At 67.2% G+C, this 17,668-nt stretch carries 13 protein-coding genes; 9 read left to right on the top strand and 4 right to left on the bottom strand.

The genetic code is table 11. The features are described 5' to 3' along the window. Positions 1–27 precede the first annotated feature (27 nt). The 4 genes from AC1D2F_RS06180 to secA all read left to right on the top strand — a co-directional run bounded on the left by AC1D2F_RS06180 (position 28) and on the right by secA (position 5,982). Complete coding sequence (locus AC1D2F_RS06180) at positions 28–1,008, top strand: ComF family protein (RefSeq protein ID WP_229993170.1); 981 nt, start codon at positions 28–30, stop codon at positions 1,006–1,008. Between the two features lie 155 nt (positions 1,009–1,163). Then, positions 1,164–1,889, top strand: a complete 726-nt coding sequence (hpf, locus tag AC1D2F_RS06175; protein ID WP_229993169.1) for a ribosome hibernation-promoting factor, HPF/YfiA family — start codon at positions 1,164–1,166, stop codon at positions 1,887–1,889. Between the two features lie 33 nt (positions 1,890–1,922). After that, on the top strand, positions 1,923–3,140 hold the full coding sequence (locus AC1D2F_RS06170) for a winged helix-turn-helix domain-containing protein (protein ID WP_229993168.1): 1,218 nt from the start codon (positions 1,923–1,925) through the stop codon (positions 3,138–3,140). A gap of 103 nt (positions 3,141–3,243) precedes the next feature. After that, complete coding sequence (secA, locus tag AC1D2F_RS06165; RefSeq protein WP_476966401.1) at positions 3,244–5,982, top strand: preprotein translocase subunit SecA; 2,739 nt, start codon at positions 3,244–3,246, stop codon at positions 5,980–5,982. 145 nt (positions 5,983–6,127) lie between these two features. On the opposite strand, the gene AC1D2F_RS06160 is transcribed toward secA, so the two are convergent. Beyond that, positions 6,128–6,610, bottom strand: a complete 483-nt coding sequence (locus AC1D2F_RS06160; RefSeq protein WP_229993166.1) for an Rv3235 family protein — start codon at positions 6,608–6,610, stop codon at positions 6,128–6,130. 165 nt (positions 6,611–6,775) lie between these two features. Further along, positions 6,776–7,636: a LysM peptidoglycan-binding domain-containing protein gene (locus tag AC1D2F_RS06155; RefSeq protein WP_476966400.1), complete on the bottom strand. Its 861-nt coding sequence runs from the start codon at positions 7,634–7,636 to the stop codon at positions 6,776–6,778. 149 nt (positions 7,637–7,785) lie between these two features. Here AC1D2F_RS06155 and AC1D2F_RS06150 point away from each other — a divergent pair, with 149 nt between their 5' ends. Continuing rightward, a complete protein-coding gene (locus tag AC1D2F_RS06150) occupies positions 7,786–8,355 on the top strand; it encodes a hypothetical protein (RefSeq protein WP_229993164.1) in 570 nt (189 codons plus the stop codon). 14 nt (positions 8,356–8,369) lie between these two features. Here AC1D2F_RS06150 and AC1D2F_RS06145 read toward each other — a convergent pair whose 3' ends face one another. Next, the gene (locus AC1D2F_RS06145; RefSeq protein ID WP_229993163.1) at positions 8,370–8,591 is read right to left on the bottom strand and encodes a helix-turn-helix domain-containing protein; all 222 of its coding nucleotides are present in this window, start codon (positions 8,589–8,591) and stop codon (positions 8,370–8,372) included. A 152-nt stretch (positions 8,592–8,743) separates the two neighbouring features. Here AC1D2F_RS06145 and AC1D2F_RS06140 point away from each other — a divergent pair, with 152 nt between their 5' ends. From AC1D2F_RS06140 to AC1D2F_RS06125, 4 genes are read left to right on the top strand one after another with little or no spacing between them, the layout of a single operon-like run. Next, the gene (locus tag AC1D2F_RS06140) at positions 8,744–9,388 is read left to right on the top strand and encodes a CpaB family protein (RefSeq protein WP_476966399.1); all 645 of its coding nucleotides are present in this window, start codon (positions 8,744–8,746) and stop codon (positions 9,386–9,388) included. Then, entirely contained in the window at positions 9,385–10,710 is a 1,326-nt protein-coding gene (locus AC1D2F_RS06135; protein WP_229993161.1) for a CpaE/TadZ family protein, read from the top strand. The genes AC1D2F_RS06140 and AC1D2F_RS06135 overlap by 4 nt, the downstream gene beginning before the upstream one ends. Before the next feature lie 57 nt (positions 10,711–10,767). Beyond that, a complete protein-coding gene (locus AC1D2F_RS06130; RefSeq protein WP_229993160.1) occupies positions 10,768–15,642 on the top strand; it encodes an NAD-glutamate dehydrogenase in 4,875 nt (1,624 codons plus the stop codon). A 36-nt stretch (positions 15,643–15,678) separates the two neighbouring features. Continuing rightward, positions 15,679–17,148 (top strand): sensor histidine kinase, encoded by a 1,470-nt coding sequence (locus AC1D2F_RS06125; protein WP_476966398.1) that lies wholly within the window; start codon positions 15,679–15,681, stop codon positions 17,146–17,148. Between the two features lie 116 nt (positions 17,149–17,264). Here the strand turns inward: AC1D2F_RS06125 and AC1D2F_RS06120 are convergent, their stop codons facing one another. Then, a complete protein-coding gene (locus tag AC1D2F_RS06120; protein ID WP_003804966.1) occupies positions 17,265–17,513 on the bottom strand; it encodes a WhiB family transcriptional regulator in 249 nt (82 codons plus the stop codon). Positions 17,514–17,668: the final 155 nt, after the last annotated feature.

Genomic DNA, 17,668 nt, shown 5'->3' with positions numbered 1-17,668 from the left:
GGGGCGCCCACGGTCCAGGATCGAAGGATGAACAGCCACACGGGCCAGGGCGCCGGCCAGGGGCGGCCGGCCGCGGACCCGGACCTTGCCCCGCCCGCACCGACAGCGGCGCGACACCGCGGCAGCTACGCGCGGCCGCTGGCGAGGCTGTGCGACCTGACGGCCGAGGCAGCGGCGGAGGTGCTCGCCCTGGCCCTTCCAGTGGACTGCGCCTGCTGCGGGGCGGAGGACTTGGCACTCTGCGGCGCGTGCTCCCGGAAGCTCCGCCTGCTGACGCTGAGGCCTTTCCGGGCAGAGGCCCAGGCTCCGGCCCTGATGGATATGGACGGGTCCGTGCTGCTGCCCGTGGTGGCGGCCGGGGCGTACCGGGCCGAGCTGGCGCAGTGCCTGCTGTCCTTCAAAAGCCACGGGCAGGCCCGGCTGGGCGCCGAGCTGGCCCGGGGCCTGGCGCGGGCGCTCCATGCCGCGGCCGGGCCGGCGCAGGGACTCGTCCTCGTCCCCGTGCCCACGAGCACCGCCGCATTCCGCAAGCGGGGATTCAGTCCCGTCCACCTCCTGCTCCGTCGGCTGGTCCGCGGCCATGCAATCCCAGGATTCACCGTCGCGGACGCGCTTCGGAAAACCATGCCGCCCGCGCGGAGCCGGATGCCCCCCGCCTTGCCACTGTTGGACTGGTTGCGGGCCGGCCGGAAAGCGGACGGCTACCTGTCCGGCGGACAGAAAGGACTGGGCCGGGGTGCCCGCGCCCGGCGCGTACGCGGATCCATGCGGACCAGGTCCGGCCCATGGCCTGCCCGAGTCGTGGGACGTTCCTGCATCATCGTCGATGACGTGCTGACCACCGGTGCCACCTTGGCGGAGGCGGCCCGTGCGCTTCGGGCCGCAGGGGCCATTGTCAGCGGCGCCGTCGTGGTGGCCGCGACACGCCCGCCGGCCACCGCCGACGTCGGCGCCGCCAGCCCCGCGGTGGCGCAGGGGAACGGCGGGACGCAAAAAAATAAACCGTAAAAGGATGAATAACAGGTGTCTATGAACTAACGTCGAAGATGGGTACCAAGAACAGATGTACCTGTCGATAGCGGCTCGGAAAGGGGCTCGACTGTCAGTCAGATCGGCCCCGGGAAGTACCGCCGTCGTGTCACCGAAGTCATTTGGAGGGCACCATGGAGTTCATGATCAGCGGACGCAACTTGACGGTCTCAGACCGGTTCCGCGAATATGCCGACGACAAGATCTCAAAGATCGCGTCGTTGGGAGACAAGGTCCAGAGGGTAGACGCGAAGGTCACCAAAGAGACCAAAGCCCGCCAGACCGCCGAATCGCTCACGGTTGAGTTGACAGTCCTGGGGCGCGGCCCAGTAATCCGCGCAGAAGCGAGTGCCGCCGACAAGTTCGCTGCGTTCGATCTCGCTTACAACAAGCTTCTTGAACGCCTGCGCAGGGCCAGGGACCGCAGAAAGGTCCACCACGGCCGGCACACGCCGAAGTCCGTCACCGAGGCCACGGCAGCCCTGGAGCCGGCGAGCCCCAGCGAACCGCTCTACGTGGAGGCGGCGCAACAGCTTCAGGCCCAGGCGCCGGCGGCAGAGAAGTCGCCGTACGATGTCGAAAACGATATTCCGGCCGGCGATTCGCCCGTGCTGATCCGCAGGAAAGTGTTCGCCGCGGCCCAACTCACCCTCGATGACGCCGTCGACAACATGGAACTTGTGGGTCACGACTTCTACCTTTTCGTGGACAAGGAGACCAAGGCGCCGTCGGTCGTGTATCGCCGTGACGGCTGGACCTACGGGGTCATCTCCCTTGACCAGACGTGCGAGCCCGGACATTCGAGTCTGGAAGAGAAAATCCTGGCCTACCGTTCAGAGGATGAGCCCGCCAGCGCATAAGCTGGTGCAGACTTTTCCGACGAAGGGACTAACGTGCAAGCATCGCTGAGCCTGGCACAGGCACGGCGGATCGCATTGGCAGCCCAGGGATTGGAGAAGGAACGGCCCGCCGGACCCGTGAGCGCACGGGCGGTGGGCCGTACCTTTACCCGGCTGCACCTGGTCCAGATCGACTCCGTCAATGTGGTGTCCCGCAGCCACTTCCTGCCCTTCTTCTCGCGGCTCGGCAACTACGACCGAGCGATCCTGGCGCGGATGGCGGGGACCCACCCGCCCCGGATGATGGAGTACTGGGCCCACGAAGCCTGCTTCATCCGGCCGGACCACTTCCACGACCTCGTGCAGTGGCAGAACCGCAAATGGGTGGGCGCGCACAGCATGGACCCCGAACTGCGCAACGGGGTGGCGGCCAAGGTGCTGGAAACCCTGGCCGCCGGGAAACCGATGACCGCCGCCGAACTCACAGCCCGGCTCGGCCACGTGGAGGATCAGCAGCGGGAGAACTGGGGCTGGAACTGGAACGCCGTCAAAAGGGTGCTGGAACATCTCTTCGAAGAGGGCGTGGTCTCCGCCTCCTCCCGGACCGAATCCTTCGAACGGCGCTACACCCTCACCGCCAGGGTGCTCCCCGGCCCGGGCGTGGAAGCGGCGGCGCCAGAACCGGACGCGGCTGCCGCGATGGACCGGCTGATCGACGCCGCGGCCCGGGCCCACGGTATTGGGACCGTGCGGTGCTTCGCGGACTATTTCCGGACCCCGCAGAAGGCAGCCGCCGTGGCAGTGCGGAACCTCGTGGACAGCGGCAGGCTGGAACCGGTCGCAGTGGCCGGCTGGGACCGGCCCCTGTACCGCCACGCGGAGGCGAAGCTTCCGCGCTCAGCCACCGGCCGGGCGCTCCTGAGCCCCTTCGACTCCTTGGTGTTCGAACGCCGGCGGCTCGAGGAGCTGTTCGGGTTCCACTACCGGATCGAGATCTACACGCCCGAGCCGAAGCGGAAGTACGGCTACTACGTTTTGCCGTTCCTGCTCCGCGACGCGATCGTCGCCCGGGTGGACCTCAAAGCGGACCGGGCCGGCGGCCTGCTCCTGGTAAGGACCGCCCATGCGGAAGCCGGCGCGCCGGCGGACACCGCCGTCGAACTCGCCGCGGAACTGCAGCTCATGGCAGAGTGGCTGGGGCTGGACGGGGTAGTTGTCTCGCCAACGGGGAACCTCGCGCCGGCGCTCGCCGAAGCCGTCGCTGCCCGGTAATTCGCACTATCCGCTGTGAGGGAACAGGCGCCACCGGCCCTGCGTCTCTCCCGTAGACTAAACACGCCAGAATTCGGCAGCTTGAGACTGGGAGCAACTTCACGTGGCATCACTTATCGAAAAACTTCTCCGCACAGGTGACAAAAGAACCCTGCGGCAACTGCGGAACTATGCCGATTCCATAAATGCCCTGGAGAGCTCCTTCCAGACCTTCACGGATGCCGAGCTCCGTGAAGAAACTGACCGCCTGCGCGAACGCCACCAGGCCGGCGAGAAGCTGGACGATCTGCTGCCCGAAGCCTTCGCGGCTGTCCGCGAAGCTTCATCCCGTACCCTTGGCATGCGCCACTTCGATGTCCAGCTCATGGGCGGCGCCGCCCTGCACCTGGGCAACATCGCCGAAATGAAGACCGGTGAAGGCAAGACCCTGGTGGCCACCGCTCCGGCCTACCTCAACGCCCTCGCCGGCAACGGCGTCCACGTCATCACCGTGAACGACTACCTCGCCGAATACCAGTCCGACCTCATGGGCCGTGTCTACCGCTTCCTCGGCCTGACCAGCGGCTGCATCCTGTCCAACCAGGATCCCGCGGTGCGCCGCGAACAGTACGCCGCGGACATCACCTACGGCACCAACAACGAATTCGGCTTCGACTACCTGCGCGACAACATGGCGTGGGACAAGTCCGAGCTCGTCCAGCGCGGCCACCACTTCGCCGTCGTCGACGAAGTGGACTCGATCCTCATCGACGAGGCCCGCACCCCGCTCATCATCTCCGGCCCGGCCCAGGGGGACACCAACCGCTGGTACAGCGAATTCGCCAAGGTGGTCACGCGCCTGCACGCCGAGACCGACTACGAGGTCGATGAGAAGAAGCGCACCGTCGGTGTCCTCGAGGCCGGCATTGAAAAGGTCGAGGACTACCTCGGCATCCACAACCTCTACGAGTCCGCCAACACCCCGCTGATCGGCTTCCTGAACAACGCCATCAAGGCCAAGGAACTGTTCAAGCGCGACAAGGACTACGTCATCCTTGACGGCGAGGTGCTGATCGTCGATGAGCACACCGGCCGCATCCTCGCCGGCCGCCGCTACAACGAGGGCATGCACCAGGCCATCGAAGCCAAGGAAGGCGTCGAGATCAAGGCCGAGAACCAGACGCTCGCCACGGTGACGCTGCAGAACTACTTCCGCATGTACGACAAGCTCGCGGGCATGACCGGCACGGCCGAGACCGAGGCCGCCGAGTTCATGAGCACCTACAAGCTCGGCGTCGTTGCCATCCCCACCAACCGCGACATGACCCGGATCGACCAGGCCGACCTCGTCTACAAGAACGAGACGGTCAAGTTCGACRCCGTCGTCAAGGACATCACCGAACGCCACGAAAAGGGCCAGCCGGTCCTCGTCGGCACCACCAGCGTCGAGAAGAGCGAATACCTCTCCCGTCTGCTGGCCAAGGAAGGCGTCCGGCACGAGGTCCTGAACGCCAAGAACCATGCCCGGGAAGCGTCCATCGTGGCCCAGGCCGGCCGCAAGGGCGCCGTCACGGTCGCGACCAACATGGCCGGCCGCGGTACCGACATCATGCTCGGCGGCAACGCCGAGTTCACCGCCGTCGCCGAACTGGCCAAGCGGGGCCTGGACCCGGAGGATAACTCCGAGGAATACGAGGCCGCCTGGCCCGAGGCGTTCGAATCTGCCAAGCAGGCCGTCAAGGACGAGCACGAGGAAGTCCTGAACCTGGGCGGACTCTACGTGCTCGGCACCGAACGCCACGAGTCCCGCCGCATCGACAACCAGCTCCGCGGCCGTTCCGGACGCCAGGGCGACCCAGGCGAGTCCCGGTTCTACCTCTCGCTGACCGATGACCTGATGCGCCTGTTCAACTCCGGCGCGGCAGAACGGCTCATGAACAGCTCGGTGCCGGACGACGTCGCCCTCGAATCCAAGCTCGTCTCGCGCGCCATCGCCTCGGCCCAGGGCCAGGTGGAAGGCCGCAACGCCGAACAGCGCAAGAACGTCCTGAAGTACGACGACGTCCTGAACCGCCAGCGCGAGGCAATCTACGGTGACCGGCGGCGCATCCTCGAAGGCGATGACCTCCACGAGAAGGTCCAGTACTTCCTCGAAGACACCATCAACGCCTTCATCGACGAGGCCACGGCCGAGGGCACCGGCGATGACTGGGACTTCAACCTCCTGTGGTCCAATCTCAAGACCCTGTACCCCGTGAGCTTCACCCCGCGCGACGTCATTGACGAGGCCGGCGGCAAGTCCCGCGTCACGGTCGACTTCCTCCGGGAAGAGATCCTCTCCGATGCCCGCCTGGTTTACCAGGCCAGGGAGCAGGCGATCGGCTCCGAGAGTATGCGCGAACTGGAGCGCCGGGTGGTCCTGTCCGTCATCGGGCGGAAATGGCAGGAACACCTCTATGAGATGGACTACCTCAAGGAGGGCATCGGGCTGCGCGCCATGGCCCAGCGCGACCCTCTGGTGGAGTACCAGCGCGAGGGCTTCATCATGTTCCAGGCCATGATGGAGGCCATCCGCGAGGAGAGCGTCGGCTTCCTGTTCAACCTCGACGTCGAAGTGACGCCGGCCGAGGACGTTGTGGTGGCCGATGCCGAGGGCCAGCACACCGAACACCACGAGCCGCAGATCCATGCCGCCGGACTCGAGGCCCCCGAGAAGCCCGCGCAGCTGCAGTACACCGCCCCTGGCGAAGACGGTGCCGCCCAGACCCGGATCGAGGCGAAGGGCACCGGACGCTCCGGAAACCCGGCCAAGGCCGCGGCGCAGGACATCGGCCGCCGCACGGCAAAGAAGAAGCGGCGCTAGGCACGACGCCAACATGGGGGAGGACCGGAGCAACAGCTCCGGTCCTCCCGTGTTTTGTGCCTCCTTTCCCTGGCAGGCCGGGCCCGGTTTCTGACCGCTTCTGCCTTCGGCCGCTTCTGCCGGCTTCTGCCTGCGTCCCCGCCGTTCAGCCGATCTCCAGCACGGTGACACGCCAGGCCGCCGTGCCGCGCTCCAGCCGCAGCGCCACCGCGCGGACCCGTGATTCCTCGACCACGACCGCGCTGGCCTCGTAGACGTCATCCGAAACGCGGCAGGCCCGGACGGACCGGACAGACGGGTTGCGGTGCAGCCGGCCGGCCGTGGGCGAGCTGCCGGAGGCCACCCGGCGGGTCAGCGCGGCGCGGTGCTGCAGGGCCGCCAGGCAGCGCGGGTCCAGGCGGCGGGAGAGCTGCTGTGCGGGCCGCGTTCCGGCCAGCACTTCGATGGCCGCCTGCACGGTGCTGCGGGAAATCGCGCAAATCTCGCGTGCCTCGTCAACAACGCGCAGGGGCGGCGGGGCCGCGGCGGCGCGCACGGCCGCCGCCGCCGTGCCGGACACAACCCGGAGGGCGGGGGCGTGCGGGGCTGTGGTCGCCGCGGCTGAGCGGATCCCGGTGACTGCATTCATGACGGTTCCTTTGCTGATGGCTGATGGCTGATGGCTGGCGATGCTGGTGCTGGCTGAACTTCCTGATCCTGAACTTCCTGCTCCTGAAATTCCGTCGGGCCCTGGTTTTCGTCCTGGCTGCGGCCTTGGCTGTGGTTCCGGCCATGGCCGCAGTGCGGCGCGTCCCTAGTTTGGCGGCGGGAGGACGAGGACCTGTCCGGGACGCAGGAAGTGCGGGTTGGCTCCGATGGTGTCGCGGTTGCCCGCATAAAGCCGGGGCCACTCTCTTGCGATGTCGGCGTCGGAAGCTAACGGCCCCAGCGCGGCCGCGGCGATGCTCCACAGCGAATCACCGGACCGGACCGTGACCTCCCTGCGGGCGCCGGGTGTGTCCGGCGAGCGTACCTGGCGCGCGGCCAGGGGGCCGGCATCCACGGCCGGACTCACTGGCTTCCACCGCGGATCTACCGCGGAACCGGCGGCCGGATCRTGCGGCCCCGGCGCCGCGGCCCACCCGGGTGGCGGCGTCCACGATGCCGACACCGCTGCCTGGCCAGGCAGGCCCGGCCCGGGCCCGTCGGAGACAGTCGCCGCGGTGGCCAGCGGCGCGGTCAGCAACTGCAGGCCGACGGCGGCGAGAAGAAGCCGTCGCATGAAGGCCGGGCTGAACCGGCCTGTGACGGCCGCTGCACGGGTCCGGCCGAGACGGTCAAGCAGCGCAGCTGCGGCGGCGATGGCGAGCGTCATCACCCACCAGGTGATGACGATTAGTCCGGCGGTATTTGCCAAGATCCCCAGCTGGTCCTCGAAGGAAAGTGACTGCCGGCGTGCCGAGCCTGACTGCCAGCGCTGGACGAGGAAGCCGCCGGCAGTCGCGAGGAAGATCCCCAGCAGCAGGATGGCAGTGGCCATGGCCGCGTCGGCCCGAACCGTCTGCCTGGGCGCGGGCAAGGGCAGCCTCTGGGTCCGGGTCTGCGGTGCTGCTGTCCGGTCCATGGCTGCTTCCCTCACTCGATCCGAATATTGTTTGATGCTGTTTGATGTCATTTGATGACTTTTAAGGCTGTTGATTGAAGTCTGGGCCTGTAGGAACCGGTTTGTCTAGATGCAGTTCGGTGCCTGTGGATGAATTGGAGCCCGTTGATTCACGGTGCCTGTGGATTGACCGGTGCGGGAGGCGCGCCTACGCTGACGCCATGCGGTGGGACGCCCTGTTTGACGACATGGAGGCGCAGCTGGCGGCGCGCCAGCGGCTGGATTTTGAGGCAGAAGTAGCGGAGCGCGCACTGGTGGACTCTGCGGGCGTGGAGCTCGCGGACCGGCTCCGCGGATCCCTCGGGCTCAGTATCCGCGTGCACGTGTCCTCAGGGGCGGCGTTCGAGGGGGTGCTGAGCCACGCGGGCAGCGAAGCCCTGGTCCTTGATGAGCCCCAACACCAGGTGCTGATTCCCTATGCCGCTGCCGCGCAGTATGTGGGCCTTTCGCGGATGGCGGTCTCCGAACCGTCAGCCGTCCGCCGGCGGCTCGGTTTGGGCAGCGCACTCAGGGGACTCGCCAGGAACCGGGCGCGGGTGGCAATATTTGTCTCTCCCGGCCGGGCAGAGGCCGCGCTCCACGGCGTCATTGACACAGTTGGCCGGGATTTCCTGGATCTGGCCGTGACGCGGGAGGGCGGCGACCGGCTTCCGGCGACCGACCGGCAGGTGGTGGCCATTCCATTTCGCGCCCTGGCGGGCATCAGATCCGTCAGCGCCGCGGGCCGATAGTCAGAACGCCGAGTTCAATTTCCGGCAGACTTCGACCTGGCCTCTTCGATCATGCGACTGGCCTCGGCGTAGCGTTCCTGGATGTATTGCTCAAGCATCTTCTCCTCGACACGCCACTGGCCGCGGCCGCCCACCTGGATTGCCTTGAGCTGGCCGCTGCGAACGAGCGCGTAGGCAGCCGGAGAGTTGATCTGGAGCTGCTCGGCAACGTCAGCGAGAGTCAGGAATCGGGGCATGAGTCCATTTTGCCACCGTTGATGCCTACTGGTGCGGTTATCCACAGTTTGCGGCTGTTTGGCCCTGGATCTTCCGCGCGGGCCGCCCGGGCGCAACAATAGGGGTGCCCGGCATCGAGGGAACGGGCGGCGACGACAGGGGGAGCGGACGCATGAGTGGAAGCGCGGCAGCCGAAGGGGCCCGTTTGAAGAAGCCGTCCTGGAAAGACCCCCGGCTCCTCGTCGGAATCCTGCTGGTCCTGGCATCCGTGGTGGGTGTGGTCTCGCTGGTCGGTGCCGCGGACCAGACCACCGAAGCGTACGCGGCGCGGGAGCCGATCGCCGTCGGCGAGATGCTGACCGTCGACAAGCTGCACCGGGTCAAAGTACGGCTCGGCGAGGTGGAACGGCACTACCTGACCCCGGAGTCAGGTCTGGATGCCGGCCTCGTGGCCGTACAGCGGATCGGCAAGGACCAGCTGCTGCCGCGCGAGAGCACAGGCCGGCTCGACGGGCTTGACCGCAAGCCCGTCGCGGTCACGGTCGAGGAAAATCTTCCCGCGCAGGCCGTGGCGGGCTCCCGCGTGGACGTCTGGGTGGCCCTGCCGGATACCCGCAACGGCTTCAGCGAGCCCACGCTGCTCCTCTCCGGCGCCGAAATTGCCCAGATCACCTCGGGCAGCACTGCCCTGGGGTCCTCCCGGTCGATGGTGGTCATGGTGCTGGTCCCGGACGCCCAGATGCCGAAGCTGCTGGGAGCCCAGGCCAACAAGGCAAAGATCGCGGTCGTGTGGAACCCGGGCGGTACCGCGCGATGAGCATTCCCGTGGTGACGGTGGGGGACTCCCGCGATGACCTGGTGGGCGGCCTGGAGCGTCTGCACGGACCCGTGTCCGTTGTCCGGCGGTGCACCGAACTGGCGGAACTGCTGGCCGCCTGCCAGAGCGGGCTGGCCCGCGCCGCTGTCGTCGCGGCGGGCAGCGAAGAACTGACGGCCTCGCTGGTGGACCGGCTGTCCGCCGTCGGCGTCGTCGTCATCGCCCTCACTGATGATCCGGAGGAAACGGCCCGCCTGCGGACCATTGGCGTGGCGGCGGAAGCCCGCGCTGTTGATGCCGCGGCCCTTGCGGCGCGGATTTCCGCAGCGGTGGCGCAGCTCAGTGGCACCGGACTCCGGCCCGGGCTCGCTGGGACCGACGATGCTTCCGCCGTCGCCGTCACGGCCGCCGGGCAGGTGCCGCGGTCTTCCGGGGCGCACCCAACCGCCGCAGGCACTGCCGCGAAGGGCCGGATCATCGCGGTCTGGGGTCCGGCTGGCGCGCCGGGCCGGACCCTGGTGGCCGCCAACATGGCGGGGGAGCTGGCCGCGGACGGGCAATCGGTGCTGCTGGTCGACGCCGACAGTTACGGTGCCAGCGTGGCCGCCCTCCTGGGTCTGCTCGATGAGGCTGCCGGGCTGGCCCAGGCCTGCCGGCTGGCAGACCAGGGACTGCTCGACGCCGACGCCCTGCTCAGGATCGCCACGACGGTGGCGACCAAGGCCGGGACGTTTCGTGTGCTCACCGGGATCACGCGGGCGGACCGCTGGACGGAACTGCGCCCCGCGGCGCTCACGCTGGTGCTGGAGCGGGCCCGGGAGATCGCAGAAGTCACCGTGGTGGACACCGGATTCTGCCTGGAATCCGATGACGAGCTGGGCTTTGACGGCGGGGCGCCGCGCCGCAACGCCGCGACCTTAAGGAGCCTGGAGCTGGCCGACACGGTCTTTGCCGTCGGGGCGGCCGATTCCATTGGCGTGCCGAGGCTCGTCCGCGGTCTGGCCGAGCTCCAGGCGGCCGTCCCGCAGGCAGCGCCCCAGGTGGTCATGAACAAAGTCAGGTCCTCCGCCGTCGGGCGGTCGCCCGAACGCCAGCTCCGGGCTGCCTGGGAGCGGTACGGCCCCTCGGCGCCGTTGTCGGCGTTCCTGCCGTCCGACCCCGCAGCGAGCGACGCCGCCCTGCTGTCCGGGGCACTTTTGCTTGAATCCGCCCCCGAATCTGAGTTGCGGCGTGCGATCGCCGGATTGGTTTGTGCACCTGCCCAGCGAAACAAGAAATCCTTTGTCTTTTCTTCCACAGCAGAGCGCCGGGCAAAGGGTTAGGGTCAACATAAGGGCCGCAAAGAAGCGGCTGTGAACTTCTTTTATGGAGGCGTTTCGATGTCGTCTGGGTCCAGCGTGGAGGATCAGCCCGTTTCGATCGGTAGTAGCGAAAGCTACCTCGGGGATTACTACGAGCACCTCGCGGAGGAGGATTTCCGGGCCTATCCCCAGGAAGTCCTGACGGCAAGGGCCGATACCCACCGCCAGATCGCGGCGACGCGGAGGCCAGGCATCGCGAACATCGCCGTCCGTGACGAGGCCGATTGCAGTGTCCTCTACATCGTCACCGATGACATGCCCTTCCTCGTGGACTCGGTGAACGCCGAACTGGTCCGCCAGAACGCACCCATCCACCTCGTGCTGCACCCGCTTTTCGTGGTGACCCGCAACCGCGCTACCGGCGACCTGGTCAAGGTGGCACGCGTACCCTCCCACCTGGGCATCTCCAGCGGCGACACGGCGGCCATGCCGAACCTCTCCCACCTGATCGCCGAGGGCGACAACGCCTCGCACATGGAATCCTGGATCGCCGTCGAGATCGACCTCGTGGGCGAGGGCAAGCGCGCCGAGCTGGTCAAGGGCATCACCCGGGTGCTCGGCGACGTCCGCGCCGCCGTCGAAGACTGGCCGAAGATGCGGACGAAGGCCCTTGAGATCTCCGCGGATTTGGACAGGGTGGCCAACCGGGCACAGATTGCCGAGCTGCGGCAGGCCCAGGACCTGCTCCGCTGGCTCGATGACGGGAACTTCACTTTCCTCGGCTACCGCGAATACGACCTCGTGAACGTATCCGGCGAGGATGTGCTGGAACTGCGCGAGGAAAGCGGCCTCGGCCTGCTCCGCGCCGGCGCGGACAGCCGCCAGGTCCAGCACCTCACCGACGCCGGCAGGAGAAAGGCGCGCGAGAAGCGCGCGCTGGTGATCACGAAAGCAAACTCCCGCTCTACCGTGCACCGCTCGGCGTACCTGGACTACATCGGCGTCAAGAGCTTCGACGCCGCCGGCAACGTCAACGGGGAACGCCGCTTCATCGGCCTCTTCGCCACGACCGCCTACGCCGGCTCCGTCCGCGACATCCCCGTGGTCCGGGAAAAAGTTGCCGCTGTCCTCCATGACGCCGGCTTCCCGCCGGACTCGCACTCGGGCAAGGACCTGTTGGGCATCCTCGAGACCTACCCGCGCGATGAGCTGTTCCAGATCGAAATCCCGGACCTCGCCGCCATCGCCACCGGCATCCAGCGTCTGCAGGAACGCCGCAGGACGCGGCTCTTCCTCCGTCCCGACATCTACGGCCGGTTCATGTCCGCCGTCGTCTACCTGCCGCGCGACCGCTACACCACCAACGTCCGCCTGCGCATTGAGCAGGAACTGCGGGAGACCTTCAACGCCGTGTCCATCGACTACGAGGCGCGCATGACAGAGTCCGCTCTGGCCCGCCTCTTCTTCCGGATCCGGCTGCCCAAGGACGCCGACGTCAGCAACGTCAACAGCGACGAGCTGGAGAAGCGCCTGGTCCGGGCCGCCCGCTCCTGGGGCGAAGGCATTTCCGAAGTTCTGCGCGCTCGCGGCGACGGCGGGGGCGCCGGCGTCCGGGAGAACGGCGCCAAGGAACTGGCCGCCGTCTGGGCGGAGGCGTTCCCTGCCGGCTACCGGGTGGACTACGAGATCGAAGACGCGCTGCAGGACATCGACCGCTTCGAAAAGTACGGTGCCGCGGCCGAACGGGCCGGTGAAGGCGTCAAGGAGCAGCCCGGCGTCCACGTTTACCTGCCCGACGGCGCCGGCGCCACGCTGGAAGAGGACGCCCGCGTCAAGCTCTACATGCTGGAGCCGAAGAGCCTGAGCCAGATCCTGCCGTACTTCCACAACCTGGGCCTCGAGGTCCTGGACGAACGCCCGTTCGAGATCGAGACCGCGGATCACCGGGATTTCTTCCTTTACGACCTCGGCCTCAAGTACCCCGCCGGTGTGGATCCCCAAGCCACCGGGCAGCTGCTGGGCGAGTCCTTCGGCGCTGCCGTGACCGGCGCCGTGGAGTCCGACAGCTTCGACCGGCTGGTGCTGCGGGAGGGCATGCACTGGCGCCAGGTGGTCGTACTGCGCGCCTATGCCAAGTACATGCGGCAAATGGGCAACACCAACTCCTTCGGGTTCCTGGCCGACACCCTGCTGGCGAACGCGGATGTCACGCGGGGACTCAGCGCCCTGTTCGCGGCACGCTTTGACCCGGCGCTCAGCGACGCCGACCGCGTGCTCAGGGAAGTCGAGGTCCTCGCCGGACTCGACGCTGCGATCGAGCAGGTCGCGACCCTCGACGCCGACCGGCTGCTGCGCACGTTCAAGAACCTGATCCAAGCCACGCTCCGGACGAACTACTACCAGAACAAGCCCCACCTGAGCTTCAAACTGGATCCGTCCCTCATCGGGGGCCTGCCGTTCCCGCGGCCCATGTTCGAGATCTGGGTCTACTCGCCCCGGGTCGAGGGCGTGCACCTCCGCTTCGGCAAGGTGGCCCGCGGCGGCCTGCGCTGGTCGGACCGGCGCGAGGACTTCCGCACAGAAATCCTGGGCCTGGTGAAGGCGCAGACCGTCAAGAACGCCGTCATCGTCCCGACAGGCGCCAAGGGCGGCTTCTACGCCAAGCAGCTCCCGGACCCCGCGGCCGACCGCAGCGCCTGGATGGCCGAGGGCGTCGAGAGCTACAAGACGTTCATCCGCGGACTCCTGGACATCACGGACAACCTGATCGTGACGGCCGAGGGCGAAACCGTCAGGCCGCCGGCCGACGTCGTGCGCCATGACGACGACGACTCCTACCTGGTGGTCGCGGCCGACAAGGGCACCGCGTCCTTCTCCGACATCGCCAACGGACTGGCCGGCGAATACGGCTTCTGGCTCGGCGACGCCTTCGCGTCCGGCGGCTCCGTCGGCTATGACCACAAGGCCATGGGCATCACGGCCCGCGGCGCCTGGGAATCGGTCAAGCGCCACTTCAGCGAGCTGGACCTCGACACCCAGGCCGAGCCCTTCACCGTGGTGGGCGTCGGCGACATGTCCGGCGACGTGTTCGGCAACGGCATGCTGCTCTCCAAGCACATCCGCCTGCTGGCCGCCTTCGACCACCGGCACATCTTCCTCGACCCCACTCCGGATGAGGCAACGTCCTACGCGGAGCGCCAACGGCTCTTCGAACTGCCCCGGTCCTCGTGGGATGACTACAACAAGGCGCTCATCAGCGAAGGCGGCGGCGTCTTTGCCCGGCAGGCCAAGTCGATCCCCGTGTCCGCACAGGTCCGCGCCGCCCTCGGCCTCCCGGAGGGCACCACGGAGCTGAGCCCGCCGGAGCTCCTGCGCGCCATCCTCCTCGCCCCGGCGGACCTGCTCTACAACGGCGGCATCGGCACCTACGTCAAGGCCAGCACCGAAACGAATGCCGAGGTTGGCGACAAGGCCAACGACTCCATCCGCGTGGACGGCCGCGAACTGCGGGTCAAGGTGGTCGGTGAAGGCGGAAACCTGGGGATGACCCAGCGCGGACGCATTGAGGCCGCGCTGCAGGGCGTCATCCTCAACACGGATGCGATCGACAACTCGGCCGGTGTGGACTGCTCGGACCACGAAGTCAACATCAAGATCTTCGTGGACCGGATGGTCGCGGCGGGCAAGCTTGAGCCCGCCGAGCGTGCGGACTTCCTGGCCTCGATGACCGACGAGGTCGGCCGGCTGGTGCTCGAGGACAACATCGACCAGAACATCCTGCTCCTCAACGACCGGATGCGGGTCTCCGAATGGAGCCCCAGCTACGAACGGCTCATGGACTGGCTGGAAAAGTCGGCGGACCTCAAACGGGACCTCGAGGCGTTGCCCACCACGGCCACGTTGCAGGAGCGCCTGGAACAGGGCCAGGGGCTGACCTCCCCGGAACTTTCGGTCTTGGCCGCCTACGCCAAGATCGAACTTGCCACCGCGCTGCGCGACAGCGACCTCGCCGATGACCCGTGGTTCCGCACGACGCTGCGGGCCTACTTCCCGGAGCAGTTGCGGGAGAGGTTCGACGCCGAACTGGATACCCACCCGCTGCGTCGCGAGATCATCGCGACCGTGGTTGCCAACGACATGATCAACCTCGGCGGCATCACCTTCGCGTTCCGCGCCATTGAGGAAACCTCGGCCACGGAAGCGGCCCTCGCCAAGGCGTTCGTTGCCCTCCGCGAGGTCTACGAGCTGGACATCATGGTCAAGGAACTCAACGAACTGCCGGCGTCGTTCCCGACCGAACACTGGAGCACCGTCCACCTTGACATCCGGCGGCTGCTGGACCGCGCCGTCCGGTGGCTCCTCGGCCAGGGTTCCGCGTCCCGTCCCATCGCCGAGATCGTGGCCGAATTCAAGCCGCTGATGGATCCCATGCGGGCCCGATTGCTCGATTACCTCCGGGGCGACGACCGCGCCCGTGTGGCCGAATGGCTTCAGAAGGCGCGCAGCTGGGACCTTCCGGAAGACCTGGCACACCGCTGGGCGGAACTGTTCGAGAGCTTCGTGCTCCTGGACATCGCCAAGATCGTCCATGTCAGCAAGGAATCCGTGGCCGATATTGCCCACGTCTACTACACGGTCTTCAACCGCTTCCATGCAGATTCCCTCCTCGAACGCATCACCAAGCTGCCGAGGGCGGACCGCTGGCAGGCACTGGCCCGTGCAGCCCTGCGCGATGACCTCTACTCCACGGTCTCGGACATGACGACGGCGGTGCTGGAGAACACTCCGGCCGGGGCTCCGGCCGAAGAGCGGCTGCTGGCCTGGGAGGGCCAGAACGCGGAGCAGCTGGGCCGGGCGAAGTCCATGTTTGATGAGGTCAATGCGCTCGAGGCCGATGACATGGCCTCACTGTCGGTAGCATTGAGGCTCTTGAGGTCAATCGTCCGACGCTAAGGGACTGCCGTCCCTGGTGTCGCAAATGGAGGTGCTGTGGCAATCTTTACGGACCCAATCAGGGAACATGCTGATTTTGGCCCGGGGGACGCCGAATGGCTGCACCTCCTGGTCGGCGACTGGCAGATGGTCGCCGACCTCGCGTTCGCCGATCTCGCCCTGTGGTTTCCGCATCCTGAGTTCGGCTACGTGGCCCTCGCCCACGTCCGCCCCTCCACCACGCACACGGTGTTCCACGCCGACTTCGTGGGGGAGGGGATCAGGTCGGACCTGCAACCGCTGGTCGACAAGGCGTGGGAGAGCCGCGCGATCGAGCGCTCCAACGAGACCAATTGGAGCAGCGATATGGCGCTGCGGGTCGAGGCCGTGCCGATGGTCCGCAACGGCCGCACCCTGGCGATCGTGACCTCCCACATGGACCTCTCCAGTTCACGGATGCCCTCCCGGCTCGAGCTCACCTACCGGCAATGCGCCTACGATCTGCTGCGCATGGGAACCCTGGGGCTGTGGCCGGACTTCGCGTCGCCCACAGGCTCGCGCCGCGGCGCCCCGCGTGTGGGCGACGGCCTGATCAGGCTCGACGCCGAGGGGATCGTGCAGTACGCCAGCCCCAACGGGGTCTCTGCGTTCCGCCGCCTCGGCGACGGCGAGTCCCTCGAGGGCCGGTCCMTCGCCGAGGTGACGGCGGGACTTTTGCGGGACCGGCGCATGGTCGATGAAACCCTGCCGCTCGTCGTCACGGGCCGCATGCCGTGGCGCAGCGAAATCGAGTCGCGCGGTGTGAGTCTTTCGCTGCGTGCCATCCCGCTGCGCGACGAGCAGCAGCGGTTCGGTGCCTTGGTCCTGTGCCGGGACGTCTCGGAGCTGCGCCGCCGGGAGATGGAGCTTGTCACCAAGGACGCCACCATCCGCGAGATCCATCACCGGGTGAAGAACAACCTGCAGACCGTCGCGGCTCTTTTGCGGATGCAGTCGCGGCGCATGGTCAGCGACGAGGCCAAGCAGGGGCTCGAGCAGGCCATGCGGCGGGTGGCGACCATTGCCCTGGTGCATGAGACGCTCTCGCAGGGCCTGACCCAGAGCGTCGATTTTGACGAACTCATCGGCCGCCAGTTCCGCCTCTCGGCCGAGGTCGCCTCGCCCTCACAGCAGGTCAAAACCCAGCGTTCGGGCCTCTTCGGGGAACTGCCGAGCGACTTCGCCACCCCATTGGCCCTCGTCATCAACGAACTGGTCACGAACGCCGTCGAGCACGGGCTGGAGGGACGGACCGGTACTGTCTCGCTGCTCGCCGACCGCTCGGAGACCGAGGACGGGGACGAACTTCTCACCGTGACGGTGGAGGACGACGGCGTCGGACTGCCGGACACGCCGTATGTCGAGGGCCTTGGCCTGCAGATTGTCCGCACACTGGTCATGAGTGAACTCGGCGGCACCATCCACTGGCAGGCCAGGGAGGGCGGGGGAACCGCAGTCCAGATTGTCCTGAGCCTCACGTCGCGCTGACGTTGCACCCGGCGGCTTAAACGGGCAATGGCCGCGGACCTTAGGGTCCGCGGCCATTGCTGCAGGGTCGTTCGGTGGCTGCCGGCGCTGTAGCTGCCGGTGCTTGGGCAGCGGGATCAGGAAGCGCGTCGTGCCCGTGCAGCGCGGCGTTTCAGGGCGCGGCGCTCGTCCTCGCTCATGCCGCCCCACACTCCGGCGTCCTGGCCGGACTCCAAAGCCCATTGCAGGCAGGTATCCACAACGGGGCAGCGGCGGCAAACACTTTTCGCTTCCTCGATCTGCAGGAGGGCAGGGCCCGTGTTTCCAACGGGGAAGAACAGCTCCGGGTCCTTGTCAAGGCAGGCTGCGCGGTTACGCCAATCCATGCTGATCAGTCACTCCATTCGTGGGAACTCGTTAAACGCCTTTGTGAAATTATTCACTAGAGGCTTCATAAGAAAAGGGCCCATTGGGGCCCCCTCGGTCATCTGGATTAAGCGTGTCATGTTAACGCTGTGTAAACAAGGGGTAATAGAGGTCA

Source organism: Arthrobacter sp. P1_B3 (assembly GCF_056406615.1).
The sequence above is the reverse complement of the archived record's forward strand: the minus strand, read 5'-3'. Positions and strand labels throughout refer to the sequence as shown.

What these genes read in the sequence shown, in the direction of transcription:
- AC1D2F_RS06160 (WP_229993166.1), bottom strand. Translation starts at nt 6,610, where the DNA reads ATGAATGCAGTCACCGGGATCCGCTCAGCCGCGGCGACCACAGCCCCG.
- hpf (WP_229993169.1), top strand. Translation starts at nt 1,164, where the DNA reads ATGGAGTTCATGATCAGCGGACGCAACTTGACGGTCTCAGACCGGTTC.
- AC1D2F_RS06140 (WP_476966399.1), top strand. Translation starts at nt 8,744, where the DNA reads ATGAGTGGAAGCGCGGCAGCCGAAGGGGCCCGTTTGAAGAAGCCGTCC.
- AC1D2F_RS06120 (WP_003804966.1), bottom strand. Translation starts at nt 17,513, where the DNA reads ATGGATTGGCGTAACCGCGCAGCCTGCCTTGACAAGGACCCGGAGCTG.
- AC1D2F_RS06135 (WP_229993161.1), top strand. Translation starts at nt 9,385, where the DNA reads ATGAGCATTCCCGTGGTGACGGTGGGGGACTCCCGCGATGACCTGGTG.
- AC1D2F_RS06180 (WP_229993170.1), top strand. Translation starts at nt 28, where the DNA reads ATGAACAGCCACACGGGCCAGGGCGCCGGCCAGGGGCGGCCGGCCGCG.
- AC1D2F_RS06150 (WP_229993164.1), top strand. Translation starts at nt 7,786, where the DNA reads ATGCGGTGGGACGCCCTGTTTGACGACATGGAGGCGCAGCTGGCGGCG.
- AC1D2F_RS06145 (WP_229993163.1), bottom strand. Translation starts at nt 8,591, where the DNA reads ATGCCCCGATTCCTGACTCTCGCTGACGTTGCCGAGCAGCTCCAGATC.
- AC1D2F_RS06130 (WP_229993160.1), top strand. Translation starts at nt 10,768, where the DNA reads ATGTCGTCTGGGTCCAGCGTGGAGGATCAGCCCGTTTCGATCGGTAGT.